Consider the following 24,848-nt stretch of genomic DNA (forward strand, 5'->3'; position numbering starts at 1 on the left):
GGCGGCAACCGTAGGAGCAGCCGGTTACCGGCGGGTGAACGGCCGGTGGTGGGGGGCGCCGCTCAGCCCTCGCCCAGCGCGTGCAGCAGTTGCGCCTTGTTCATCCGGGAGTAGCCCTGGATGCCCTGCGCCTTCGCGCGGTCGCGCAGGTCGCGGAACGTCGGGATCCCCGTGCTCGCCGCCGGCGCCGACGCCGCCGTGCGTGCCCGCTCGCGGGCCGCCTGGGCCTTCTCCTTGGCGTCCTTGGCCGCCGCCTCCGCCGTCTTGCGGGCGCGCTGCGAGGCCTTCTTGGCGTCCTTGGCCGCCTGCTCCAGCGCGGCCGCGAGGTCGTCGGCCTCCTTGCGGGTCTTCTTGTCGAGCTTCTTGACCAGCCGCTGCGCCTCGTCGACAGCGGCCCTCGCGGTGATCAGGGCCTTCTCGGCGTCCTTCTCCGCCTTCTTCTTCGCCACCTGCTTCTCCTTCGTCCCGTCCGGCACGTGCAGCCAACGATACGTCCGCAGGGGTGCCGTGCGCGCTAGTCGGATCCGGATTCGCCGAGGCGCCGCAGCAGCGCGTCCAGAATGGGCCGCTGCCCTTTCGCGAGCTTCGTGCGCGCCCGCTCCACGGGGTGCCACCCGGCGTCGTCCACCTCCGGGAACGTGCGGAACACGCCGGACCGCGGCGGCCACTCCAGCTCGAACTCGTTGCTGGCCAGTTCGATCGGACCGAAGTCGGCCTCCGCCGCGAACACCACGAACGTCTTGCTCGACGCCCGGAACTCGCCGAGCGGCAGGTAGACGGCGTCGGGGGAGGGCGTGCCCATCTCCTCGGCGAACTCGCGCCGGGCCGCGGCGAGCTCGTCCACGTCGTCCTCTTCGACCAGGCCCTTCGGCAGCGTCCAGGCGCCCTCGTCTTTGCGCGCCCAGAACGGGCCGCCCATGTGGGCGATCCAGACCTCCCTGCCGGCCTCGCCGCGGCGGTGCAGCAGGATCGCCGCGCTCCGCACGGCCATCAGGCCGACTTCTGTTCGAGCAGGGTCTTCAGCTCGGCGACCTGCTTCGACAGCTCGCGGATCTGGCCGCGGGTGGCCGCGCGCATGTCGATCTCGGTCTGCGCGACCCGCTCCACGATCCAGGAGGCCAGCGTCGCCGTCACGATGCCGAGCGTCGCGATGCCGCCGATCATCAGCCCGACCGCGACCAGCTTGCCGACCTCGGTGACCGGGACGTAGTCGCCGTAGCCGACCGTGGAGATCGTCTCGAAGGCCCACCAGATGGCCTCAGGGAAGGTCTGGATCCGCGCGTGCGCCACCCCGCGCTCGGCGTCGAGCGCCGCGAGCGCCGCCGTGAACACCAGCAGGCCGCCCGCGCCGACGACGTAGACGATCACGCGCCCCCGGAACGCGGCGCCCGCGCTGCGCTGCAGGATGGCGAGGATCGTCACGAGCCGCAGCAGCCGCAGCGGCCGCAGCATCGGTAGCACCACGATCGCGAGGTCGAACAGGTGGGTGTAGAACCAGCGCCATCGCCGCGGGGCGAGGGCGAGGCAGACGAAGTAGTCGATCAGGAAGACGGCCCAGGTGAACCAGATCACGGTCTCCGCGACGACGAGCTCCGGGCCGTGGAGGTCGCCGATGACCTCCCAGGCGTAGGCGACGAGGAACACCGCTGCTGCGGCGGTGAGTGGCCACTCGGTGAGGTGGCGCCAGCGTTCGAGTGTCATGACCACACAGTAGGACCGTCCTGCGAGAACCGTCACGCGGCGTCACCGGCGGTCGACGGGCGGCTAACGTGGAGACGTGAATTCCGGCGACGCATGGGTGGAAGGTCCGAACGGCGAGCGCTTCTGGGGCCGGTTCGGCGCCGCGGGGCTGCTCATCCACGACCTGCGGCGCGGCGTGCTGCTTCAGCACCGCGCGGACTGGAGCCATTTCGGCGGCACCTGGGGCCTCCCGGGCGGCGCCAGGCACGAGGGCGAGACCGCCGTGGAGGGCGCGCTGCGCGAGGCAGCGGAGGAGGCGGCTGTGCCCGCGGACGCCGTGCAGGTGCTGTTCGAGAGCGTGCTCGACCTCGGCTTCTGGTCGTACACGACCGTGGTCGCCCAGGCGGTGCGCGCGTTCGAGCCGCACATGGCGGACGTCGAGAGCATCGAGCTGCGCTGGGTGTCGGTCGGCGAGGTCGCGGACCTGCCGCTGCATCCCGGGTTCGGGGCGGCCTGGCCGGAGCTGCGGTCGCGGCTGGCGGCGCTCGCGGGCTGACGGCTGTCGCGGACTGACGGGTCGGGGTCGACGGTTCAGGAGGCGATGCGCGGCCAGAGCAGCGCGGGCGCCACGTCGTCGCAGCCGTCCGGAAGGCAGACGTAGGGCCCGGCGCCCGGGTACGGCGCCTGACCGGGGTAGCCCGGCGCTCCGGGGTAGCCCGGGTTGCCGCGGTACGGATGGTCGGTGTCCATGAAGAGACGGTCGCCGTGCACGGTCCCGAGGTAGGAGCCGCCGGGGGTCACCGCGACATCGTCCGACCAGGGGAACCAGCCGATCCAGTCGCCCTCGGAGTTGAACAGCCAGCGCGACTGCGGGTCGGGCCGGTACGCGATCCACACTCCCTGGGAGTCGTGCAGGTACTCTGTCATCGTCGCTCGCCTTTCGGGTCGGCATCGCTTAAAGTGACGTTTCCTCACTATAGCGAGAAGTGTCGTCCGCCGCATGCAGAATTGAGGCGTGCACCTGCTTCTCGACCGCGTCGCCCCCGGGCGGGTCGTGGCGATCCGTCCCGACGGCGACGACGCCGGGCGCACGGAGTTCGCGGAGGCGGAGCTGCCGGAGTTCGTCCGGAGCGAGGAGGCGGCGTCCCGTCCGCGTTGGGTCTGGGACGACACCCGCTCCTGGTATCCCCGGCTGCTCCGGTACGGCGTCCGCGTCGAGCGCTGCGTGGACCTGCGGCTCAGTCACGCCATCCTGCGGGCGTCGACGCTCACGGCCGCCTCGAGCCTCGCCACCGCGCCGCCCGGGCCGTGGGACGCCGCGCGTGCGCTGGACGACGAACCCGCGCCCGCGACCGCGACGCTGTTCGACTTCGAGCACCCCGTCGAGGCGGCCCGGCCCTCCATCGAGGCGGAGTTCGCGGCGCAGCAGGAGGCCGTGGCCGGAAGCGCAGAGCCCGGCCGCCTCCGGCTCCTGCTCGCCGCCGAGTCCGCCGGCGCGCTGATCGCCGCGGAGATGCAGCACGCCGGCCTCCCGTACAGCGTCGACCGGCACGACGAGCTGCTGCGCGCCGCGCTCGGCCCACGCCCGAGCTACGGGCGGCCGGAGGCGCTGGAGAACCTGGCGGTCGAGATCCGCGCAGCCCTCGAAGCGCCCGACCTCAACCCGGACAGCCCGCCCGAGCTCCTGAAGGCCTTGCAGCGCGCGGGCCTCATGGTCACCTCGACGCGGTCATGGGAGCTGCGCGAGCTCGACCATCCCGCGATCCCGGCTGTGCTCCGCTACAAGAAGCTCGCCCGGCTGCACTCCGCCAACGGCTGGAGCTGGCTGGACGCCTGGGTGCGCGACGGACGCTTCCGGCCCGACTACATCCCCGGCGGCGTCGTGACCGGACGCTGGGCCACGCGGGGCGGCGGCGCCCTCCAGCTGCCCAAGGAGGTCCGCGGAGCGGTCGTGGCCGATCCGGGCTGGAAGCTCGTGGTGGCCGACGCCGCGCAACTCGAGCCGCGCATCCTCACCGGCCTCGCCGGCGACACCGCGATGGCGGAGGCCGGCCGCGGCCGCGACCTGTATGCGGGCATCGTGGCGAGCGGCGCGGTGGAGGAGCGCGCGCAGGCCAAGGTGGCCATGCTCGGCGCCATGTACGGCGCGACGACGGGCGACAGCGGCCGCTTGATGCCGCGGCTCGCGCGCGCCTTTCCGCGGGCGGTCCGGCTCGTCGAGGACGCGGCGCGAACGGGGGAGCGCGGCGACATCGTCACCTCCCGCCTCGGCCGCAGCTCACCGCGGCCCGGCGGCAGCTGGCAGGCCACCCAGTCGGCGGCCTCCGGAGCGGAGTCGACGCCTGCGGAGGAGCGCCGCGCCCGCAGCCAGGCGCGCGACTGGGGCCGCTTCACGCGCAACTTCGTCGTGCAGGCGAGCGCAGCGGAGTGGGCGCTCTGCTGGATGGCGGAGCTGCGCAACCGGCTCGCGCGCCTGACCCCGGCAGCCGCGGAGTTCACCGCGGGGCCGCACCTGGTGTACTTCCTGCACGACGAGGTCATCGTGCACGCCCCGGCCGACATCGCAGATGCCGTCGCCGCCGAGGTGCGCGCGTCGGCCGAGGCCGCAGGGCGGCTGCTCTTCGGCGGCTTCCCCGTCGACTTCCCGGTGACGGCCGCGGTGGTGGACAGCTACGGCGAGGCAAAGTGATCCGGCCCGTGCGCACGTGCGCGCGGCGGGAATGGGGGAGTGTCGCGCTTGGTTGCACCCACCGACCTGACAGAGGATGGAGACCATGACCGACACCGCTGCCCCCGCCGATCCCGACGCCGTCCTCGCCCGGTACCACGCCCGCCGCGAGCAGGCTGTGACGGCCCCGCAGGGCAACCTGGCGCTCGTGAACACGCAGTGGATCACCGGCGAGCCGGACTCCGAGCAGCCGGTCTGGGGCGTGCCCGGCCTGTGGTCGCCGCTTCCGGCGGGTCAGTCCGGGCTGAAGGTCACCGCCTCGGCGACGGACAACATCTTCGTGGACGAGGTGCTGGTCGACGGCTCCGCGATCGTGCGCGGCAAGGACGACCCCAACCCGGGCGCCATCCGCTTCAGCGACACCGTCACCGGCTTCGTCATCGCGAGCGAGCAGGGCGAGTACGCCCTCCGTGTCTGGGACGCCCAGTCGGAGGACATCCAGAAGTTCGGCTCCATCGACGCCTTCCCGTTCAACCGGGACTGGATCATCACCGCGACGTTCTCGTCGATCGAGGGCGGCAAGACGGTCGGCTTCGAGCACCTCAAGGACGACGGTGCCACCCGCGACATGGTCATCCCGGGCGAGATCACCTTCAGCAAGGACGGCGTCGACTACAACCTGGCCGCCTTCAAGGCCGGCCGCGCCCTCCAGCTCGTCTTCTCGGACACCACCAACGGCGAGAGCACCTATTCGGTCGGCCGGTTCCTGTTCGTCGTCCCGAACGAGGACGGCACCGTGACTCTCGACTTCAACCTCGCCGTGCTGCCGCCGTGCGCGTTCAGCTACAACTTCAACTGCCCGCTGCCTCCCGCGCAGAACCGCTTCGCGGTCCCGATCGAGGCCGGAGAGAAGAACGTGCTCGACAAGGACGGCCAGCTCCTGCACTGAGCGGCGACGGCTGCTCTCAGTCGACGGCGGCCGCGGGCTTGCGTCCGCGGCGCGGGCGCTCGGGGCAGCGCGGCTGCACGAGCGCGCCGGGGTGCGCGGCAAGTGCCTTGGCGACCTCGTCCAGCCATTCGATCGCAGCGCGGGCGCCGAGTTCGGCCGCGCGGTTGGCGGCCAGGACTGCGCGGGAGTCCGCGTCGTGGGTCAGCTCCCGGATGCGCTCGGCGAACGCCGCGCGGTAGTCCGCCACGACGGCCTCCGCGTCCGCCCCGTCGAGGGACGCCGCGACCAGCACCTGGTCCTGCATCTCGTCCCAGTCCGGACGGGCGTCGCGCGGGCCGGAGGTCAGCCACCCGGTGGCCTCCTCGGTGCCGGCCGCCGTGAGCCGGTAGAGGGGGAGGCCGTCGTCGGTCTCACCCGCCGACTCGATCAGCCCCTGCTCGGCCATCCGGTCGAGCGTGGAGTAGACCTGCCCGGCGTTGAGCTGGCGGCGGTTGGCCGCGCGCAGGAGGAATTCATTCTGGAGCTGGGAGCCGTAGGCGGGGCCCTGGGTCAGCACCGCGAGGAAACCATACTGGACCGACATACCCGGTATGCTATTCCGCTCGCGAGCGCGTGGCACGGAGGAATCGCCGAATCACAATCTTGTAACTCGGGCGCGTTCTCCGGCATAATCGCGGTAGCCAACTTAATAGGAGTCATGGAATCCGTTCGCGGTCGTAGGGGAAGACGTACCGACGAAGGAGGAAACCATGACGGCTCACGCAGCTCGAGGAGTGCTCTACGTGCACTCCTCTCCCGGCGCGCTCTGCCCTCACATCGAGTGGGCGGCGGGACGCGCACTCGGTCGCGCCGTCAACTTCACCTGGGAGACGCAGCCGGTGCTGAAGGGCGCCCAGCGCACCGAGTTCTTCTGGGACGGCCCCCAGGGCACCGGCGCGCGCCTCGCGACCGCGCTGCGCGGCTGGGAGCACCTGCGCTACGAGGTGACGGAGGACGCCGGACTCGGCACCGACGGCGGTCGCTGGATGCACACCCCAGACCTCGGGATCTTCTTCGTCCAGACCGACACCGCGGGCAACACCGTCGTGCCGGAGGACCGCATCCGCTACGCGATGGAGGTCGCAGGGCCCAACCCGCTCGACCTGCACCGCGAGCTGCGGCTCGCGCTCGGCCAGGCGTGGGACGACGAGCTGGAGCCGTTCCGGCGCGCTCACGACGACACCTCGGTCATCTGGCTGCACAAGGTCGGCTGACCCGCACCACCGACTCCCGCGACGGGCCAGGCTCGGCCGTCCGCACGCGGTGAACAGAAGAAGGCCCCGGTCCTGCGACCGGGGCCTTCTTCACGGCCGCCGAAACGTGACTAGTCGCGGAAATCGACGATGCGATTCCCGCGACTACTCACGTTTCGCGTGGTTAGACCGAGCGGATCGCGACTACGGCGTTGTGGCCGCCGAAGCCGAAGGAGTTGCTGATCGCGAGCTGCGGGCCGTCGCCTAGGGGCTGCGGCTCGGCGGAGACCTTCAGCGGGATCGCCGGGTCCATCTCGGTGATGTTGATCGTCGGCGGGGCGACGCGGTCGCGCAGCGCGAAGATCGTGAACACGGCCTCCAGCGCGCCGGTGCCGCCGAGCAGGTGGCCGGTCGACGCCTTGGTCGCCGACACCGGGATGTCGTGCACCCGCTCGCCGAACACCTCGCGCAGGGCGACGTACTCGGACGGGTCGCCGACCGGCGTGCTGGTGGCGTGCGCGTTGATGTGGGTGACCTCGTCGGGGGAGACGCCGGCCTGCTCGAGAGCGAGCCGGACCGCACGGCTGGCTCCGCGGCCCTCCGGGTCGTTGGCGGTGATGTGGTACGAGTCGGCCGTCACGCCGCCGCCGACGATCTCCGCGTAGATGCGGGCGCCTCGGGCGAGCGCGTGCTCCTCGGTCTCCAGCACCAGGCTGGCGGCGCCCTCGCCCATGACGAAGCCGTCGCGGTCGACACTGTAAGGGCGGGAGGCCGACGCCGGGTCGTCGTTGCGGCGCGACAGCGCCTGCATCGACGCGAACGACGCGATCGTGATCGGGTGGATGGCGGACTCGGTGCCGCCGGCGATGACGACGTCGGCGAGGCCGGCCTGCAGGTGCTCGTACGCGTTGACCAGCGACTCGGTGCTCGACGCGCATGCGGAGGCCACGGTGCGCGCGAACGCGCGGGCCTCGAAGTGCATGGACACCGCGGCGGACGCGGCGTTGGGCATCAGCATCGGGACGGTCATCGGCAGGACGCGGCGGGGTCCGCGCTCGCGCAGGGTGTCCCACGCGTCGAGGAGCGTCCAGACGCCGCCGATGCCGGTGGCGTAGTCGACGCCGAGGCGCTCGGGGGCGACCTCGGGGGAGCCGGCGTCGGCCCAGGCCTCCAGCGACGCGACCAGCGCGAACTGGCTGGACGGGTCGAGGCGCTTGGCGGTCGGCCGGTCGAGGATGGTGTCGGGGCGCACGAGCGCTTCCGCGGCGAATGTGACGGGCAGCTCGAGCTCGGCCACCCAGTCGTGCGTGAGGCTGCGTGCTCCGGACTTCCCGGCCAGCAGCGCCTCCCAGCTCTCGGGGGCGGTGCCACCGAGCGGGGAGGATGCGCCCACGCCGGTGACGACGATCTTCTTGGTCATAACGGCAACTCCGTGTAGTAGGAACAACGGCGCAGCGCGCAGAGCGCTGCTACCCGCGCGGGCGGAACCCTGCCGGAGGCCCGGCTCCGCCCGCGCGTAGGAAGTTTCTTCTTGCGGTGCTTAGGCGTCCTGCGCCTTGACGATGAACTCGACGGCGTCGCCGACGGTCTTCAGGTTCTTGACCTCTTCGTCCGGGATCTTCACGTCGAACTTGTCCTCGGCGTTGACCACGATGGTCATCATCGAGATCGAGTCGATGTCGAGGTCGTCGGTGAACGACTTGTCCAGCTCAACCGTGTCGGTCGCGATGCCGGTCTCGTCGTTGATGAGCTCGGCCAGGCCGGCAAGAACTTCTTCGGTGGACAATGCCATGGTGTTTTCTCCTTGAGGGGGTGTCGTTTTGACCGTTGATCAGTCTAGGGCAGGCCCTAGGGGAGCACGACGACCTGCGCGCCGAAGACCAGACCGGCGCCGAAGCCGATCTGGAGCGCGAGGCCGCCGGACAGTTCGGGACGCTCCTGGAGGAGCCGGTGCGTGGCGAGCGGGATCGAGGCGGCCGAGGTGTTGCCGGTCGTCTCGATGTCGCGGGCGATCGCGACGGTCTCCGGCAGCTTGAGCTGCTTGGCGAACTCGTCGACGATCCGCATGTTCGCCTGGTGAGGGATGAAGGCGGCGAGCTGGTCGGGCGTGACGCCGGCGGCGTCGAGCGCCTGCTTGGCGACCTTCGCCATCTCCCAGACCGCCCAGCGGAAGACGGTCTGGCCGTCCTGGCGCAGGGTCGGCCACGGGGCCTCGCCGTCGCGGTACTCGGTGAGCGTGTTGCCCATCCCGACCGCGCCGGCCTTGGAGCCGTCCGAGCCCCACACCGTCTTGGCGATGCCCGGGTACTCGCTCGGGCCGATGACCACGGCGCCCGCGCCGTCGCCCAGCAGGAACGAGATGGTGCGGTCGGTCGGGTCGACCACGTCGGAAAGCTTCTCCGCGCCGACGACCAGCGCGTAGTGCGCCTGGCCGGTGCGGATCAGCGCGTCGGCCTGGGCGACGGCGTAGGCGTAGCCCGCGCACGCAGCGTTCATGTCGTAGGCGGCGGCCGGGTTGGCGCCGACATTGTCGGCGAGCACCGCGGCCAGCGACGGGGTCTGCTGGGGGTTGGAGATCGTCGCGACGATCACGGCGTCGATGAGCTTGGGGTCGACGCCCGACTTCTCGATGGCCTCTTTGGAGGCCTCGGTGGCGAGGTCGACGGCGCCCACGTCGTGGCTGGCGCGGGTGCGCGTGATGATGCCGGTGCGCTGGCGGATCCACTCGTCGGAGGAGTCGATCGGGCCGACCAGGTCGTCGTTCGGGACGACGAGGTCGCCGCGGGCCGCGCCGATCGAGAGGATGCGGGTGTACTGCGGGCCGTGGGACTGCTGCAGGGTGGGGTGGGTCATGGCTGCGGTCCTCCTAGGCGGCCTGGTCGATGAGGTCGAACGCGGCGGGCAGGTCGTCGGGGGTCTTCACCGCGACGGCGGGGACGCCCTTCAGGCCGCGCTTGGCGAGGCCGACGAGGGCGCCGGCGGGGGCGACCTCGATGATGCCGGTGACGCCGGCCTCCTGGAAGGCCGCCATGTCGAGGTCCCAGCGCACCGGCGAGGAGACCTGGCCGACGAGCAGGCGCAGGAATTCAGCGCCGTCGGCGACCTCCGAGCCGTCCTTGTTGGTCCAGAGCCGCAGTGTCGGGTCGTTCGTGGTCAGCGTCGCGGCGAACGCCTCCAGCGTCGGCACCGCCGGCGCCATGTAGCGCGTGTGGAAGGCGCCGGCGACCTGCAGCGGGATGACGCGGGCGCGGGCCGGCGGCTCCTCGGCGAGCTTCGCGAGCGCGTCGAGATCGCCGGCGACGACGATCTGGCCGCCGCCGTTGTAGTTGGCGGGGGAGAGGCCGAGGGCGTCCAGCTTCGCGAGCAGTTCGTCCTCGTCGGCGCCGATGACGGCGCTCATGCCCGTGCGCGCCTCGGCGGCGGCGCGGGCCATCGCGGCGCCGCGCTCCCGGACGAAGGCGACCGCGTCGGTCTCGGACAGCACCCCGGCGCCGGCGGCCGCCGTCAGCTCGCCCACCGAGTGCCCGGCGATGCCGCCGACCTTCTCGCGGCGGCCATCGGCCAGGAGGGCCGAGAGCGTCAGGAGACCGGCCGACACGATCAGCGGCTGGGCCACCGCGGTGTCGCGGATGGTGTCCGCGTCGCTCACCGTGCCGTGCGCGACGAGGTCGATGCCGACCGCGTCGGAGATGCGGGTGAGCTGGTCACGGAACGACGGTTCGGTGAGCCACGGGTCGAGGAAGCCGGGGGTCTGGGAACCCTGTCCCGGGCACGCGATGACGATCACGGGTTCAAGTCTGCCAATCTTCCGCCGAGCGGATGTGTCGGATGTGTATGAACTATTCGGCGATGCTTTGTGAATGTCTACAGTCGAGGTCGCCCACGGCCGGCGGTCAGTGCCGCCGCGGCGCGTCCGGTTCGTTGATCGAGCCGACGATGAGAGCGGCCTGCAGGATCAGCGCCTCCCTGGCCCCGGTGGCGTCCCAGCCGATGACCTCCGACACGCGCTTCAGCCGGTAACGCACCGTGTTCGGGTGCACGAACAGCTCGCGCGCGGTGGCCTCCAGCGACCTCCCGTTGTCCAGGTAGCACCACAGCGTCGTCAGCAACTCCGTGGAGTACGCCTGCAGCGGGCGGTAGATGCGGCTGATCAGGGTGGCCCGCGCGAGCCCGTCGCCCGCGAGCGCCCGCTCGGGGAGCAGGTCGTCGGCGTGCACCGGACGCGGGCAGTTGCGCCACGCCTTCGCGACCGCGAAGCCGGCCAGCGCGGCCTTCGCGCTCTTGGAGGCGTCCACCAGGCTCGCGACCTCGTGGCCGAGCACCAGGTGGCCCGCGCCGAAGCCCGGCTCCAGCTGCTGCGCGATCTCCAGGAAGCTGACCGCGGGAGCGGCGCCGATGGCGTCCTCGTTCACAGCGTCGGCCGGGAGGGCTCGGCCGATGACGAGCACCAGCCTGCTGCCCTGCACGCCGATCAGGACATCCGCCGACATGTGACGGGCGGTGCGGCGCAGCTGGTCGACGTCGAGCATCTTGGGGGCGGTGCCCACCAGGACGCTCACCTCGCCGTGGCCGTGCCAGCCGAGCGCGGCGATCCGGCTGGGCAGCTCGTCGTCGTACTCGCCGGTGAGGATGCTGTCGACCACCAGGGCCTCCAGCCGCGCGTCCCAGAGGCCGCGCGCCTCGGCGGCGCGCGCGTACACGTCGGCCGCGGCGAACGCGATCTCGCGCGAGTAGAGGAGGATGGCCTCCTTGAGAGCCTCGTTGCCGCCGCTCTTCACGCGCTCCTCGACCACCTCCACGGTGATCTTGATGAGCTGCAGGGTCTGCTGCAGGCTGACGCTCCGGAGCAGCTCACGGGGAGCCGCCCCGAAGACGTCGGCCGCGATCCACGGCGTCGACCGCGGGTCGTCGAACCACGAGATGAAGGAGGAGATGCCCGCCTGGGCGACCAGGCCGACCGCGCTGCGGCGGCCGGGGGGCATGTCCCGGTACCAGGGGAGCGTGTCCTCCAGCCGCTTCAGCGTGGTCGTGGCGAGTTCGCCCGAGATCTTGCGCAGCCACGCAAGCGTCTCGGACTTCGTCCTCTCCGGTGTCGTCGGCACGGGCCCGCGGTCTAGGACTCGCCGCCCGCGGTGCCGGTGGTGCCGGCGTTCACGTCGTGCAGCAGGTACTTCTCGATGGCCCAGGCCGGAGCGTTCGGGTCCACCTTGCCCTGGGCCGCGAGCAGCTCCAGGGTGCGGACCACGATCGACGGCCCGTCGATCTTGAAGAACCGGCGCGCGGCGGCGCGGGTGTCGGAGAAGCCGAAGTCGTCGGCGCCGAGCGTGGCGTACTCGCCTGGCACGAACTGACGGATCTGGTCCGGCACCGCGTGCATGTAGTCGGTCGCGGCGACGAACGGGCCGTCGGCGCCCTGCAGCTTGCGGGTGACGTACGGCACCTGCTTCTCCTGCTGCGGGTAGAGGAAGTTGTGCTCCTCGGCCGCCAGGCCGTCGCGGCGCAGCTCGCCCCACGAGGTGACGCTCCACACGTCCGCCGACACGCCCCAGTCCTGCGCGAGCAGGTGCTGGGCCTCCAGCGCCCACGGCACCGAGACGCCGGACGCGAGGAGCTGTGCCTTCGGGCCGCCCTCGCCGCCGTCGCGGAGCTTGTAGATGCCGCGGACGATGCCGTCCACGTCCACGCCCTCCGGCTCGGCAGGCTGCACGATCGGCTCGTTGTAGACCGTCAGGTAGTACATGACGTTCGGGTTCGGGTGCGACTCGCCGTACATCCGCTCCAGGCCGGAGCGGACGATGTGCCCGATCTCGTAGCCGTAGGCCGGGTCGTAGGCCACGACGGCCGGGTTGGTCGACGCGAGCAGCAGCGAGTGGCCGTCGGCGTGCTGCAGGCCCTCGCCGGTCAGCGTGGTGCGGCCGGCGGTCGCGCCGATCATGAATCCGCGCGCCATCTGGTCGCCCGCTGCCCACATGGCGTCGCCGGTGCGCTGGAAGCCGAACATCGAGTAGAAGACGTAGACCGGGATGAGCGGCTCGCCCTGCGTCGAGTACGACGTGCCGACGTTGGTGAACGCCGCGAGGGCGCCCGCCTCGTTGATGCCGACGTGGATGATCTGGCCCTGCGGGCTCTCCTTGTAGGCCAGCAGCAGCTCCCGGTCGACCGAGGTGTAGTGCTGGCCGTTCGGGTTGTAGATCTTCGCGTTCGGGAAGAACGCGTCCATGCCGAAGGTGCGGGCCTCGTCCGGGATGATCGGGACGATGCGGTGGCCGAAGTCCTTCGCGCGCAGCAGGTCCTTGAGCAGGCGGACGAACGCCATGGTGGTGGCGATCTCCTGCGTGCCGGAGCCCTTCTTGGCGATGGCGTAGGCCGAGTCGTCCGGCAGGTTCAGCTGCGTGTACTTCACGCGGCGCTCCGGGACGTAGCCGCCGAGCGCGCGACGACGGTCGTGCAGGTACTGGATCGCCTCGTCGTCCGGCCCGGGGTTGTAGTACGGCGGCAGGTACGGGTTCTCCTCGAGCTGCGCGTCCGTGACCGGGATGCGCATGGCGTCGCGGAACGTCTTGAGGTTGTCCAGCGTCATCTTCTTCATCTGGTGGGTCGCGTTGCGGCCCTCGAAGGACGGACCGAGGCCGTAGCCCTTGATGGTCTTGGCGATGATGACGGTGGGCTGGCCCTTGTGCTCGACGGCCGCCTTGAAGGCCGCGTAGACCTTGCGGTAGTCGTGGCCGCCGCGCTTGAGGTTCCAGACCTCGTCGTCGGTGAAGTCCTTGACCAGCTCGAGCGTGCGCGGGTCGCGGCCGAAGAAGTTCTCGCGCACATAGGCGCCGTTCTCGGTCTTGTAGGTCTGGTAGTCGCCGTCCGGCGTCTGGTTCATCAGGTTGACCAGCGCGCCGTCGGTGTCGCGGGCGAGCAGGTCGTCCCACTCGCGGCCCCAGATCACCTTGATGACGTTCCAGCCGGCTCCGCGGAAGTAGCTCTCCAGCTCCTGGATGATCTTCCCGTTGCCGCGCACCGGGCCGTCGAGGCGCTGCAGGTTCGCGTTGATGACGAAGGTCAGGTTGTCGAGCTTCTCGTTCGCCGCCACCTGGAGCTGGCCGCGCGACTCCACCTCGTCCATCTCGCCGTCGCCGAGGAACGCCCAGACGTGCTGGTCGGAGGCGTCCTTGATGCCGCGGTTGGTGAGGTACTTGTTGAGCTGCGCCTGGTAGATGGCGTTGATCGGGCCGAGGCCCATCGACACCGTCGGGAACTGCCAGAACTCGGGCATGAGCCGCGGGTGCGGGTACGACGACAGGCCGCCGCCGGCGTGCGACTTCTCCTGGCGGAAGCCGTCGAGCTGGTCGGCGCTGAGCCGGCCCTCGAGGAACGCGCGGGCGTAGGTGCCGGGGGAGGCGTGGCCCTGGACGAAGATCTGGTCGCCGCCGCCCGGGTGGTCCTGGCCGCGGAAGAAGTGGTTGAAGCCGACCTCGTAGAGGGCGGCGCTCGACGCGTAGGTCGAGATGTGGCCGCCGACGGCGATGCCGGGGCGCTGCGCGCGGTGCACGAGGATGGCCGCGTTCCAGCGGATCCACGCCCGGTAGCGGCGCTCGATCTCCTCGTCGCCGGGGAAGTCCGGCTCGTTCTCCGGGGAGATGGTGTTGATGTAGTCGGTGGTCGGCACCATCGGCACGCCGAGGTGCAGTTCCTTCGAGCGCTTCAGCAGGCTCAGCATGATCTCGCGAGCGCGCTCATGGCCGTGTGCCGCAACCAGTGCGTCGAGGGACTCGCGCCATTCGGCGGTCTCCTCGGGGTCCGAGTCGATGTTATTCATCGAGTACGGGTCCTGGTCGTTTACAGTCACCCTCGACCTCTTTCTTGTGTCGGATGGATCGTGGAAGGGGCGCATCGCTTGTCGGGTCGCGACAATTCCGCGGGCACCATCGTTCAGCCTAGCCGCAACTCAGGAGCACCGGTGACCGTCCCCGGGTTGGCGCTTCCCTGCACCGGGTCTATGCTGTGTCCTCGTGCGCCGGCCGGGTGGAATCGTCCCCGGGGCGCGTGAAAGGACACCGTCACATGGCTCTGGAGAACGACACCCAGGCTCCCGACTTCGAACTGCTCGACCAGCACGGCCGCTCGGTCCGGCTGAGCGACTTCCGCGGCTCCAAGGCCGTCGCGCTCGTCTTCTTCCCGCTGGCGTTCTCCGGCACCTGCACGGGCGAGCTGTGCGCGCTGCGCGACAACCTGGCGATGTTCCAGGACCACCGCGTGGAGCTGCTGGCCATCTCCGTCGACTCGAAGTACACGCTGCGCGCCTGGGCCGAGCAGGAGGGCTACGACTTCAGCCTGCTGGCCGACTTCTGGCCGCACGGCGAGATCGCCAAGGAGTACGGCGTCTTCCTGCCCGAGAAGGGCTTCGCGAACCGCGCGACGTTCCTGATCGACGAGACCGGCATCATCCGCGCGTCGTTCATCACGGCGCCGGGGGAGGCCCGCTCGATCGAGACGTACAAGGCCGCACTGGAGTTGCTCCCGGCCCACGTTTAGGGGGTCTCGCCACCGTGCTGTCACGGATACTGAGCGCGAGGGTGTACCGCTAGCGTCGCCCTCATGGATGATCTCTCGTCGGCGTGGACGGCCGTCCTGGAGGACGCGCGCCGCTACCCGTCGCCGCACAACTCGCAGCCGATCAAAGTGCGCCCGATCGACGAACGCACCGCGGAGTTCTACTACGACCTCGACCTGGGGCTGCCCGCCGAGTCGTTCGGCATCCCGTTCGCCCACGTCTGCGCCGGCGTCTTCCTCGAGAGCCTCGCCGCGGTCGCCGGCGGCCACGGCTACCGGGTGGAGGAGCGCCTCGACCTGCGCGAGATGGATTTCGGGGTGAACGACCGCCTGCACTCGCTCGGCCTGCTGACCCTGGTGGACGCGCCGGCCGGCGACGACGAGCGCGTCCGGCACGCGCTGTTCCTGCGCAGGCAGACCTCGCGCCGGCCCTACGACGGGACGGCGGTCCCGGAGGGTGCCGTGGCGGACGCCGCCGCGATCGCGGACTCCGGCGGCCAGCGCTTCGGCTGGACAGAGGACGCCCGCACCGTCCGCGACCTCGTCCGGATCAACCAGTCCACCCTGTTCTCCGACCTGCAGGACGACGCCGTCTACGACGAGATCATGACCTGGCTGCGGTTCAGCCGCCGGGAGGCCGCCGACCGCGGGGACGGCCTCAGCGCGGAGGCGATGCTGCTGCCCGGCCCAATCCTCCGCTTCGCCATGAGCCACCGCGAGCTCTGGACGGCGCCGGTCGTCGGGCCCGTCATCCGCGGCGTCTACCTGAACACCATGCGCGGCGTGCACCAGCTCGGCTGGCTGGAGGGACCCTTCGCCGGGCCGGACGACTACGTCACCGCCGGCCGCGTCTTCCTCCGGCTCTGGCTCGCCTTCACCGCGCACGGCCTCGCCCTCCACCCGTTCGGCACGGTGATCACCAACCCGGAGTCGCACCGACGGTTCGTCTCCGCCGCCGGCATCCGGGAGGGCGACGGCCGGATGGCGTGGATGCTGTTCCGCTTCGGCCGCAGCGCCCCGCCTCCCGTCGCCCACCGCCGTCCCGCAGCGGCCATGCTCGTGGGGGCGGACCGATGAGGCGCGCGGTCGTGTTCGCGTTCGTGTGGCTGCAGGACGGCTTCGTCCGGCTGTTCACGCACAGCGTCAACACGCACAAGATCCTGCTCGGCCCCGGCATCGAGCCGCTGCGCTGGCAGCTGGGGCGCTGGCGGGCGTGGCGGACCTTCGAGCGCGCCGCCCGCCGCGTGCCGGCGTATCGCGCGTTCCTCGCCGAACGGGGCGTCGCGCCCCGGCTGCGCGGCGCTGCCTTGGCCGCCGAGTTCGCCGCGCTGCCGGAGATGGACAAGGACTCCTACATCAAGCGCTGGAGCATCCCGGAGCGCTGCGTCGGCGGCCGGCTGCCCCGGCGCGGCGTGGTGGTGGACGAGTCCTCCGGCAGCTCGGGCGTCCCGACGAGCTGGGTGCGCGGCCGCGACGAGCGCCTGGCGACCCGGCAGCTCCTCCAGGTCGGCTTCTCCCGCACGGCGACGACGCTGCGCAAGCAGCCCTTCGTGCTGAACGCCTTCTCGCTCGGCGCGTGGGCGACGGGGATGAATGTGACGACCTCGCTCACCGAGGTCACCATGATGAAGTCGATCGGCCCCGACCGCGACAAGATCGTCGCCACCATGCGCGAGTTCGGGACCGATTACACGTACATCATCCTGAGCTACCCGCCGTTCCTGAAGGCGCTATTCGAGGACGACCGGATCGACTGGGCGCAGTACGACATCGTCGCGGCGTTCGGCGGCGAGGGCATCAGCGAGAGCATGCGCGCCCACATCCTCCGCTACGCCACCACCGCGTTCGGGTCGTACGGGGCGAGCGACCTGGAGATCAACATCGCCATCGAGACGGAGTTCACCGTCGCGCTGCGCCAGGCGCTGGTGGCGGATCCCGAGCTCGCCGCCCGGCTGACCCGGCAGCGGGAGTACGGCGTGCTGCCGATGGTGTTCCAGTTCAACCCGTACGACTACCTGATCGAGACCAATGCGGAGGGCGAGCTGGTCGTCACGATCGTCCGCAAGGAGAACATCAACCCGCGCATCCGGTACAACATCCACGACCGCGGTCACGTCCTCCGGATGCGCGATGTGGTGCCGGCGCTGCGCTCGCGCGGCCACACCCAGGTGCTCGCGGAGCGCTTCCTCGACCTCCCGCTGCTGTTCCACTACGGCCGCTCGGACCTGTCGGTCGACTACAACGGCGCGGTCGTCGCGCCGGACGCCCTCCGCGACGTGATCGCCGGCGACCCGGTCCTGGTCCGCGCGGTCGAGAACCACCGGCTCATCTCGTTCGAGGACGCGACGGGCGACCGCCAGCTCCACATCGCGCTGCAGCTCAGCGACGGCGCCGGCATGCTCTCGGCGGCGGAGGCGGGACCGCGCATCGTCGCGGAGCTGCGCCGGATGAACGGCGACTTCCACAACGCGATCCGCACGGCGCCGGCCGGCACGCTGCCGACGCTCGCGTTCTACCCGCACCGTGCCGGCCCGTTCGTGGGCGATGGCGCCAAACTGAAGAACGAGTATGTGTGGCAGCTCGCCGCGGGCGAGGAGGGGAAGTGGGGACTCGACCTCGACTGGGCGGCGGAACGCTGAGGACGCGCGCGGCCCGGTAGGCTGGGGGAGTCAGGGCCTTTAGCTCAGCTGGTAGAGCGCCACGTTTACACCGTGGATGTCGTCGGTTCGATCCCGGCAGGGCCCACCGTCACGCACAACGTCATCGGTTCGATGCAATGCCGCGAGGCAGGGCCCACCCTAGAGTTGCCGACATGGCGACCCTCCGTCACGCCGACCTGCTGCGGCACCTCGCCGCCGAGCACGGCCTCCACGTGAGCGCGGTCGAGGAGCTCGACAAGGACGTCCTGCACGTCAGCGCCCGCGGCGAGCGCGAACGGATCGTGCGCGTCTTCCCCGCGCAGCGGCCCCTGGCCGCGGTCGAGGGCGACGCCGAGATCCTGCGACTCCTGGCGGAGGACGGCTATCCCGCTGAGCGCCCGGACGCGCATCCGGTCTCCGTGGTGGCGGGCCGCCCACTCCTGGTCACCGAGTACGTCGTCCCCGTGCCGCGCAGCGAGCGTCGCGAGGCCATCAGGGATGCCGGCGGCCTCCGTGAGCTGGGGCGGATGCTCGCCGGCCTGCAGCTGCTCACGCCGCGCGGTGCGATGACCCGGCCCGGCGGCGCGTGGCATCACTTCGTGGAGGGACGCCCCGCGGACGAGCTCGCGGCAGCCTCCCGATTCCTGGAGGGCGCGGGCACGGACGACGCGGCCTCCCTCGACACCCTCCGCCGGGAGCTCGCCGAGGCCGACGCAGGCGACGGGCTCCCAGAGGCCTTCCTCCACCCCGACTTCGTCCTCCCCAACGTCGTCGCGGCGGCCGACGGCGGCATAGTGCTGGTCGACTGGACCGGCGCCGGAGTCGGTCCCCGGATCTGGCCGCTGGCCTTTCTCCTGTGGGCGGAGGGCGTCAAGGACCCGCGCCGTGCCGCGCTCGTCGCCGCCGGCTACCGCGAACGGATCGCCCTCGAACCCGCCGAGCTCGACCGCCTTCCCGCCATGATGCGCGCCCGGCACCTCGTCTTCCTGGCCTGGAACCTGCGCGCCCGCCGCACCGACCCGCGGAAGGCCGCCGTCTCCGCCCTTCGCAACCGCGCCGCCACCGACGCGGTCGCCGCCCAGGTGATCGGCATCCTCGGCGCGCCGCTTCCACCCGGGGACCCGCGAACCTAGACTCCCGCACATGCCGGAGGGCCCGTATCGCTGGTTCGTCGTCGCGGAGTTCGTGCTCGCGGCCGTGACCTTCGTCGCGCTGCTGTTCATCGTCGCGCCGTACGGCGGACGCCACGGCCGCCCGGGCTGGGGACCGACCGTGCCGGCGCGGGTCGGCTGGATCGTGATGGAGGCGCCGGCGAGCCTGGCGTTCCTGGCCTTCTATCTGCTCGGCGCGCACCGGGCGGAGCTCGTGCCCGTGCTGTTCCTGCTGCTCTGGCAGGCGCACTACGTCCAGCGCGCCTTCGTCTACCCGCTGCTCATGCGCTCCGGGTCCCGGATGCCGGTGCTCGTGATGCTGCTGGCCATCCTGTTCAACCTGCTCAACGCCTGGGTCAACGCGCGCTGGATCTCCGAGTACGGCGACTACCCGGTGTCCTGGCTGGGCGATCCGCGGTTCTGGATCGGCGTGGTCCTGTTCGCCGGCGGGTACGCGCTCAACGTCGGGTCCGACCGCATCCTGCGCCGGCTGCGGCGCGGCGGAACCGGCTACCGTATCCCGCACGGCGGCGGCTTCCGGTTCGTCTCCAGCCCGAACTACCTCGGCGAGATCGTGGAGTGGACCGGCTGGGCCATCGCCACCTGGTCCCTCGCGGGACTCGCGTTCGCGCTCTACACCGTCGCCAACCTCGCGCCGCGGGCGATGGCGAACCACCGCTGGTACCGGGAGACCTTCCCCGACTACCCGGCCGACCGGCGTGCGCTGCTGCCGTTCGTGCTGTGAGGGCGGCGCAGTGACGCGCGCGCTGTCGGAGGCCCGCCGTACCGTGGGCGTGTGAAGGACGGGGTGACGTGACCGAGAACGTCGCGCAGTGGTGGGCTCGACGGCAGTGGTCGAAGGGCCTCCCGATTCCGTACGCCGTCGGGACCTACCGCGCCGACTGGCAGCGCTATCCGACGGTCGTGCGGCAGTTCCATCCCGAGCTGAACGCCGGGATCGTGCTCAGCCAGATCCCGCCCGCCGCCGACGTCTACGTGCAGTGGGAGTGCGACGCCGGCCACCGCTTCATCGCCACGCCGGACGAGCAGCGCTCCCGCCCGGGCGGCACCCGGCGGCGCTCGGCCTGGTGCCCGTGGTGCAGCGAGGAGGCCGTCCCGCGCCGCGTCCGCACCCCGGAGCCCGACGCGGGGCTGCACGTCTGCGGGCACGCGCGCGACCTGCGCCGGATCGAGAACGACCCAGACGACGACCGCTGCTACCTCTGCCGCCGGCTCGACCGCACCTCGATGACCCGCGAGGAGCTGATCGCCCTCGCGGCGCCGGGCTCCCGGGTCGCGCTGTCGCACGAGAACGGCACCGCCGCGCGCTACTCGTGGCAGTGCGCACACGGGCATCCGACCTACTCGACGACGGTCGAGCGGATCCTCGGCGGCCGCCGCTGCCCGGTCTGCCGGAACGCCCGGCGCGGCGCCGACCGGGTCGCGGTCGGAGACGCCTTCGTCAGCGAGCTGGCGCCGCGCCCGGCGTCCGCGGCCGAGCCGGAGCTCAAGCGCCGGCTCGCCGCGCGGCTCGCCCTCGATCTGTCGAACAACGCCGTGCGCGTCGCGCGGCCGTTCTACAACCAGCTCGAGGTGTGGCCGGACATCGTCGTGCCCGAACTGCGCGTGGCCGTGGAGTACGACACCATCGGCCGGCACGGCCTGGAGCACGTCGGCCCGCGGGAGGCCTCCGACCGCCGCAAGGACCGCCTGCTGCGCGCCGCCGGCTGGGAGGTCGTCCGCGTCCGGTGCTCTCCGCTCGCGCCGATCGGCCCTTACGACATCGTCGCGTCCGGAGTCACCGACGCGGTGGTCGAGCGGATCCTCGTGGCCCTGGGTGAGATCCGGGGTGACCTGTTCGTCGCCGCCTACCTCACCTGACAGTTCGGTGATTGCGCATCCGACGAAGCGTCCAGACATCGGGCCCCGACCTTCCCGCCCGCGCGGCCCACTGGCTAGCCTGACTCCTGAGCCGCGCATCCGGCGCGCGCACGAAGGGAGACCTCCAGATGCCGTCCATCCTGAACCCCTACCTCAACTTCCGCACCCAAGCCCGCGAGGCGATGGACTTCTACCAGTCCGTCTTCGGCGGCAGCCTGCAGCAGAGCACGTTCGCCGAGTTCGGGATGAGCCAGGACCCGGCCGACGCCGACCTGATCATGCACTCGCAGCTCACCACTGACGCGGGCTTCACCCTGATGGCCGCCGACGTCCCCGCCCACATGGAGCTCAAGGAGGGCTCGCAGATCTCGGTCTCGCTGAGCGGCGACGACGAGGCGCAGCTCTCCGGCTACTACGACAAGCTCGTGGACGGCGGCACGGTCGTCGAGCCGCTCTCCAAGGCGCCGTGGGGCGACAGCTTCGGGATGCTGGTCGATCGCTTCGGCGTGCAGTGGCTCGTGAACATCGCGGGCTCCGCGCCGTCGGCCTGAGCGTTCCGGTCCGATGACCGAACCGCCGGGCGCCGGCCCGGTGATCGTCGGCGTGCACCCGGGTCAGGCCGCCGCCGTGACCCGGGAGGCCGCGCGCCTCGCGGTCGCGCTCGGCCGCGACCTCGTCTGCGCCTATGTGACGGAGGACAGCTACCTCACCGAGTGGGACCGCGCGGACGTGCGCGAGGAGGCGTCGCTCCATCCGGGCGATGTGGCCGCCGACGACGAACGCATCGCTCTCGACCTGGCCGCCGCGATCGGCTCCGCGCTCGACCCGGCCCCGGGCGGCGGGCAGGGGACGGTCGCACCGGACTGGAGCCTGCGCATCCTCGCCGGGGACGCCGCCAAGGCCCTCGGCCGGATCGCGGTCGAGCTGGACGCCCGGCTGATCGTCGTCGGCACCCGGGGCAGGGGCGTCGAGCACGCGCTCGAGGAGTGGCTGGGCGGCTCGGTCGCCGCGCACCTCGCCCACGACCAGCCGCGCCCGGTGCTGGTGGTCCCGCTGCACGTCGCGGGGCACGGTGACGATCGCGACGTGCTCGCCCCTCCCGCCTGAGAGTCGCCGCAGCCCCATTCCCGGAGGAGGGGGCACGGCGTTATGGTGCCTGCGGATCGAGCCGGTCGATCCGGGAGGGGATGACGTCATGTGCCGTTGGCTCGCGTACTCGGGGGAGGCGCTCAAACCCGCCGTCCTGATCCTGGACGCGCAACACTCGCTGGTCGCGCAATCGCTCAACTCGCCGCTCGGCGCCGAGACGGTGAACGGGGACGGCTTCGGCTTCGGCTGGTACCCGGAGGGCTCCGTCGCGGGCAGTGTCCCCGCGCTGTTCCACTCCACCGAGCCCGCCTGGAACGACGAGAACCTGCGCGAGCTGACCAACTCGATCGCGAGCCCGCTGTTCTTCGGGCACGTCCGCGCGGCGGCAGGCCCGCCCATCCAGCAGACGAACTGCCACCCCTTCCGCTACGAGAACTGGCTGTTCATGCACAACGGCTTCCTCGGCGGATTCGCCGAGATGAAGCGCGACCTCGCGTTCTCCGTCGACCCGTCGCTCTATCCGCTCATCCACGGCACCACCGACTCCGAGATCATGTTCTACCTGGCCCTGACGCTCGGCCTCCAGGACGACCCGATCGGCGCGATGACGAAGACCGTCCAGCGGATCGAGGAGGTCGGCGAGGCGAACGGCGTCCGCTTCCCGATGCAGGGGACCATCGCGATCTCCGACGGCGCGACGCTGTGGGCCTTCCGGCACTCCACCTCGGGACGCAGCCGGAGCCTCTACCACTCGGTCGCCATCCCGGAGCTGCGTGAGATGTACCCGGACGCCGCCCGCCTGGAGGTTTTCGGGGACAAGGCGAAGGTCGTGGTGTCGGAGCCGCTCAACGACCTCCCCGGCGCCTTCGTCGAGGTGGGGGAGTCCACGGTCGCGATCCTCACCGACGACGGCTACCACCACGAGCCGTTCATGGCGCGCGCCGACGCCTGAGTTCGTTTGACACTCACCCATATGGGTATATGATCGCTGCATGGCACGGGCAGCGACGACCTCGGACGTCTTCAACGCGATCGCCGAGCCGCGCCGCCGCGACATCCTGACGCTGCTGCGGTCGGGGGAGCGGCCGGTCAACGAGGTCGCCGAAGCGCTCGGGATGCCGCAGCCCGGCGCCTCCAAGCACCTGCGGGTGCTCAAGGAGGTCGGGCTGGTGCAGGACCGGCGCGCGGGCAAGCAGCGCGTCTACGGCCTCGACGCGGGCGGCCTGCGGACCGTCCACGAGTGGACGGGCGGCTTCGAGCGGTTCTGGAACGAGAGCTTCGACCGGCTCGACGCGTACGTGCAGGAGCTGAAAGCCCAAGGACCGAGAACACCGAGCGCAGGGGAGTAGCAGTGCGGGAACCGGAAGCAGTGGAGGCCTCGACCGCCGATCGCGAGATCGTCGTCGCACGCGTGATCGACGCGCCGCGCGAGCTGGTTTTCGAGGCGTTCACCGAGGTGAGGCACCTCGCGCGCTGGTGGGGTCCCGAGGGGTTCACCACGACCACGCGGTCTTTCGAGTTCCGCGTCGGCGGCGCGTGGGCCTTCACGATGCGCGGACCCGACGGCACCGTGCATCCCGAGTGGATCACCTGGACCGTCATCGAGCCGCCCGAACGCATCGAACTGCTGCACGGCGAGCACAAGGACGACCCGGACACGTTCGCGTCCGTGCTGACGTTCGCCCCGGAAGGCGACGCCACGCGCATCGAGCTGCGGACGGTGTTCCCGACCAGGGAGCTGCGCGACCAGGCGCTCGAGCGCTCGCACGCCGCCGAGGGCGGCAGGCAGACGCTGGCCAAGCTGGCCGGCTACGTCGAGACGACCATGACGAAGGAGAAAGAGGACTGATGGCAGGGAAGGTGTTCTTCAGCGTCTCGATGTCGCTGGACGGGTTCATGGCGCCGGACTCCCCGGACGAGCTGATGGGCAAGCAGTGGATGGAGCTGCAGCACTGGGTCTTCCCGACCCGGTTCTTCCGCCAGAACCTGGGGCTCGGCGCCGGCGGCGAGGAGGGCCTGGACGACGACGTCGCCCGGCGCACCTTCGAGCGCACAGGCGCGAGCGTGATGGGAAAGCGCATGTTCGAGGCCGGCGAGCACGCCTGGCCGGAGGACGCGCCGTTCCACACCGACGTGTTCGTCGTCACGCACGAGCGCCGCGACCCGTGGGAGCGCCTGGGCGGCACCACGTTCCATTTCGTGGACGACCTCCGGGTCGCCCTCGACCGGGCGCGCGCGGCCGCAGGGGAGCGGGACGTCCGCATCGCCGGCGGCGGCGCGACGATCGTGGAGTACCTGAACGCGGGCCTGGTGGACGAGTTCTCGATCGCGCTCTCGCCCGTGCTGTTCGGGAAGGGCATCCGGCTCTTCGAGGCCGTGGACGACTCCCGGCTCCGGCTGGAGCAGGTCGGCTCGGAGGCGTCGCCGCGCGCGACGCACCTCACCTACACCGTGCACGAGCGTGCGTGATGCCCGGGCGGGCGAGTGACGCCAGGGCCGCGGTCGGCGACAAGCCGGTCTTCGCCTACATCGCGAGCCTCCCGGAGCCGCAGCGCGCCATCGCCGAGGCCGTCGACGCCCTGGCGGCCCGGACGCTGCCCGGCTTGACCCGCTCGGTCAAGTGGGGGATGTCGTACTACGGCGTCGGCGACGGCTGGTGCTTCTGCTGCGGATCCTTCGACGGGCTGGTGAAGCTCATGTTCGTCAACGGGGACACCCTCGATCCCGTACCTCCGGTCACGCCGGTGGGGATGGGCAAGGCCACCCGTGGGGTGGAGCTGGAGACGCCGGCGGACCTGGACGAGCGCCAGGCGGCGGACTGGATGCGGCAGATCACGTCGCGACCGGGAGTCGGCCGGCGATAGGCCGGCGGAGCATCGGAATCCCGGTCGCTCCTCACGGACGCGCCGAGCGCCGGCTTACGCACTCCTACCGACGCGGCAGCCGTCGGAGCACGGAATGCGGCGCCGTCACCCCGCACATCGACTCGGGACGCATCAGACTCGGCGACCTCTT

General features: G+C 71.2%; 28 protein-coding genes and 1 tRNA gene. 18 read left to right on the forward strand and 11 right to left on the reverse strand.

Annotated elements, in window-relative coordinates:
* Positions 1-62 precede the first annotated feature (62 nt).
* From F1C12_RS03435 to F1C12_RS03445, 3 genes are all read right to left on the reverse strand, one after another.
* Positions 63-449, reverse strand: coding sequence for a hypothetical protein (locus tag F1C12_RS03435; protein ID WP_185277448.1), 387 nt, complete (start codon positions 447-449; stop codon positions 63-65).
* Between the two features lie 65 nt (positions 450-514).
* Positions 515-991, reverse strand: coding sequence for an NUDIX domain-containing protein (locus F1C12_RS03440; RefSeq protein ID WP_185277449.1), 477 nt, complete (start codon positions 989-991; stop codon positions 515-517).
* Positions 991-1,701, reverse strand: coding sequence for a potassium channel family protein (locus F1C12_RS03445; protein ID WP_185277450.1), 711 nt, complete (start codon positions 1,699-1,701; stop codon positions 991-993). Before F1C12_RS03445 ends, F1C12_RS03440 begins: the two co-directional genes overlap by 1 nt.
* 76 nt (positions 1,702-1,777) lie before the next feature.
* Between F1C12_RS03445 and F1C12_RS03450 the strand changes: the two genes are divergently transcribed.
* Positions 1,778-2,236, forward strand: coding sequence for an NUDIX domain-containing protein (locus tag F1C12_RS03450; RefSeq protein WP_185277451.1), 459 nt, complete (start codon positions 1,778-1,780; stop codon positions 2,234-2,236).
* Between the two features lie 35 nt (positions 2,237-2,271).
* On the opposite strand, the gene F1C12_RS03455 is transcribed toward F1C12_RS03450, so the two are convergent.
* The gene (locus F1C12_RS03455) at positions 2,272-2,607 is read right to left on the reverse strand and encodes a hypothetical protein (RefSeq protein ID WP_185277452.1); all 336 of its coding nucleotides are present in this window, start codon (positions 2,605-2,607) and stop codon (positions 2,272-2,274) included.
* An 88-nt stretch (positions 2,608-2,695) separates the two neighbouring features.
* Between F1C12_RS03455 and F1C12_RS03460 the strand changes: the two genes are divergently transcribed.
* Positions 2,696-4,369 (forward strand): bifunctional 3'-5' exonuclease/DNA polymerase, encoded by a 1,674-nt coding sequence (locus F1C12_RS03460; RefSeq protein WP_185277453.1) that lies wholly within the window; start codon positions 2,696-2,698, stop codon positions 4,367-4,369.
* A gap of 85 nt (positions 4,370-4,454) precedes the next feature.
* Positions 4,455-5,297: a DUF1684 domain-containing protein gene (locus F1C12_RS03465; RefSeq protein ID WP_185277454.1), complete on the forward strand. Its 843-nt coding sequence runs from the start codon at positions 4,455-4,457 to the stop codon at positions 5,295-5,297.
* A gap of 16 nt (positions 5,298-5,313) precedes the next feature.
* Here F1C12_RS03465 and F1C12_RS03470 read toward each other — a convergent pair whose 3' ends face one another.
* A complete protein-coding gene (locus tag F1C12_RS03470) occupies positions 5,314-5,880 on the reverse strand; it encodes a PadR family transcriptional regulator (protein ID WP_185277455.1) in 567 nt (188 codons plus the stop codon).
* Positions 5,881-6,046: 166 nt separating this feature from the next.
* On the opposite strand from F1C12_RS03470, the gene F1C12_RS03475 reads away from it, so the two are divergent.
* Complete coding sequence (locus F1C12_RS03475) at positions 6,047-6,550, forward strand: DUF3145 domain-containing protein (RefSeq protein ID WP_185277456.1); 504 nt, start codon at positions 6,047-6,049, stop codon at positions 6,548-6,550.
* Between the two features lie 163 nt (positions 6,551-6,713).
* Here the strand turns inward: F1C12_RS03475 and F1C12_RS03480 are convergent, their stop codons facing one another.
* The 6 genes from F1C12_RS03480 to aceE all read right to left on the reverse strand — a co-directional run bounded on the left by F1C12_RS03480 (position 6,714) and on the right by aceE (position 14,369).
* A complete protein-coding gene (locus F1C12_RS03480) occupies positions 6,714-7,949 on the reverse strand; it encodes a beta-ketoacyl-[acyl-carrier-protein] synthase family protein (protein WP_185277457.1) in 1,236 nt (411 codons plus the stop codon).
* A 120-nt stretch (positions 7,950-8,069) separates the two neighbouring features.
* A complete protein-coding gene (locus F1C12_RS03485; RefSeq protein ID WP_021765217.1) occupies positions 8,070-8,321 on the reverse strand; it encodes an acyl carrier protein in 252 nt (83 codons plus the stop codon).
* 56 nt (positions 8,322-8,377) lie between these two features.
* Positions 8,378-9,382 (reverse strand): beta-ketoacyl-ACP synthase III, encoded by a 1,005-nt coding sequence (locus F1C12_RS03490; RefSeq protein WP_185277458.1) that lies wholly within the window; start codon positions 9,380-9,382, stop codon positions 8,378-8,380.
* Between the two features lie 13 nt (positions 9,383-9,395).
* A complete protein-coding gene (locus F1C12_RS03495) occupies positions 9,396-10,316 on the reverse strand; it encodes an ACP S-malonyltransferase (RefSeq protein ID WP_185277459.1) in 921 nt (306 codons plus the stop codon).
* Positions 10,317-10,422: 106 nt separating this feature from the next.
* Positions 10,423-11,631, reverse strand: a complete 1,209-nt coding sequence (locus F1C12_RS03500; RefSeq protein ID WP_185277460.1) for a PucR family transcriptional regulator — start codon at positions 11,629-11,631, stop codon at positions 10,423-10,425.
* Positions 11,632-11,642: 11 nt separating this feature from the next.
* Positions 11,643-14,369: a pyruvate dehydrogenase (acetyl-transferring), homodimeric type gene (gene aceE / locus F1C12_RS03505; protein ID WP_185277461.1), complete on the reverse strand. Its 2,727-nt coding sequence runs from the start codon at positions 14,367-14,369 to the stop codon at positions 11,643-11,645.
* A gap of 215 nt (positions 14,370-14,584) precedes the next feature.
* Here aceE and F1C12_RS03510 point away from each other — a divergent pair, with 215 nt between their 5' ends.
* From F1C12_RS03510 to F1C12_RS03575, 14 genes are all read left to right on the forward strand, one after another.
* The gene (locus tag F1C12_RS03510; protein WP_185277462.1) at positions 14,585-15,055 is read left to right on the forward strand and encodes a peroxiredoxin; all 471 of its coding nucleotides are present in this window, start codon (positions 14,585-14,587) and stop codon (positions 15,053-15,055) included.
* 63 nt (positions 15,056-15,118) lie between these two features.
* Entirely contained in the window at positions 15,119-16,150 is a 1,032-nt protein-coding gene (locus F1C12_RS03515) for a hypothetical protein (RefSeq protein WP_185277463.1), read from the forward strand.
* A complete protein-coding gene (locus F1C12_RS03520) occupies positions 16,147-17,712 on the forward strand; it encodes a phenylacetate--CoA ligase family protein (protein ID WP_185277464.1) in 1,566 nt (521 codons plus the stop codon). The genes F1C12_RS03515 and F1C12_RS03520 overlap by 4 nt, the downstream gene beginning before the upstream one ends.
* A gap of 33 nt (positions 17,713-17,745) precedes the next feature.
* A tRNA-Val gene (locus F1C12_RS03525) sits at positions 17,746-17,818 on the forward strand.
* Positions 17,819-17,885: 67 nt separating this feature from the next.
* Positions 17,886-18,845, forward strand: a complete 960-nt coding sequence (locus F1C12_RS03530; protein WP_185277465.1) for a phosphotransferase enzyme family protein — start codon at positions 17,886-17,888, stop codon at positions 18,843-18,845.
* 10 nt (positions 18,846-18,855) lie between these two features.
* A complete protein-coding gene (locus tag F1C12_RS03535) occupies positions 18,856-19,608 on the forward strand; it encodes a methyltransferase (RefSeq protein WP_185277466.1) in 753 nt (250 codons plus the stop codon).
* Positions 19,609-19,676: 68 nt separating this feature from the next.
* A complete protein-coding gene (locus F1C12_RS03540) occupies positions 19,677-20,744 on the forward strand; it encodes a hypothetical protein (protein ID WP_185277467.1) in 1,068 nt (355 codons plus the stop codon).
* A gap of 128 nt (positions 20,745-20,872) precedes the next feature.
* Complete coding sequence (locus tag F1C12_RS03545; RefSeq protein WP_185277468.1) at positions 20,873-21,295, forward strand: VOC family protein; 423 nt, start codon at positions 20,873-20,875, stop codon at positions 21,293-21,295.
* A 13-nt stretch (positions 21,296-21,308) separates the two neighbouring features.
* The gene (locus F1C12_RS03550; protein ID WP_185277469.1) at positions 21,309-21,851 is read left to right on the forward strand and encodes a universal stress protein; all 543 of its coding nucleotides are present in this window, start codon (positions 21,309-21,311) and stop codon (positions 21,849-21,851) included.
* A gap of 88 nt (positions 21,852-21,939) precedes the next feature.
* Positions 21,940-22,785, forward strand: coding sequence for a class II glutamine amidotransferase (locus F1C12_RS03555; RefSeq protein ID WP_185277470.1), 846 nt, complete (start codon positions 21,940-21,942; stop codon positions 22,783-22,785).
* Positions 22,786-22,825: 40 nt separating this feature from the next.
* The gene (locus F1C12_RS03560) at positions 22,826-23,182 is read left to right on the forward strand and encodes an ArsR/SmtB family transcription factor (protein WP_185277471.1); all 357 of its coding nucleotides are present in this window, start codon (positions 22,826-22,828) and stop codon (positions 23,180-23,182) included.
* 2 nt (positions 23,183-23,184) lie between these two features.
* Entirely contained in the window at positions 23,185-23,682 is a 498-nt protein-coding gene (locus tag F1C12_RS03565; RefSeq protein WP_185277472.1) for an SRPBCC family protein, read from the forward strand.
* The gene (locus tag F1C12_RS03570; RefSeq protein ID WP_185277473.1) at positions 23,682-24,302 is read left to right on the forward strand and encodes a dihydrofolate reductase family protein; all 621 of its coding nucleotides are present in this window, start codon (positions 23,682-23,684) and stop codon (positions 24,300-24,302) included. Before F1C12_RS03565 ends, F1C12_RS03570 begins: the two co-directional genes overlap by 1 nt.
* Positions 24,302-24,697: a DUF1801 domain-containing protein gene (locus F1C12_RS03575; protein ID WP_185277474.1), complete on the forward strand. Its 396-nt coding sequence runs from the start codon at positions 24,302-24,304 to the stop codon at positions 24,695-24,697. Before F1C12_RS03570 ends, F1C12_RS03575 begins: the two co-directional genes overlap by 1 nt.
* Positions 24,698-24,848: the final 151 nt, after the last annotated feature.

Source organism: Leifsonia shinshuensis (genome assembly GCF_014217625.1).
In the GTDB taxonomy this organism is placed as follows: domain Bacteria; phylum Actinomycetota; class Actinomycetes; order Actinomycetales; family Microbacteriaceae; genus Leifsonia; species Leifsonia shinshuensis_A.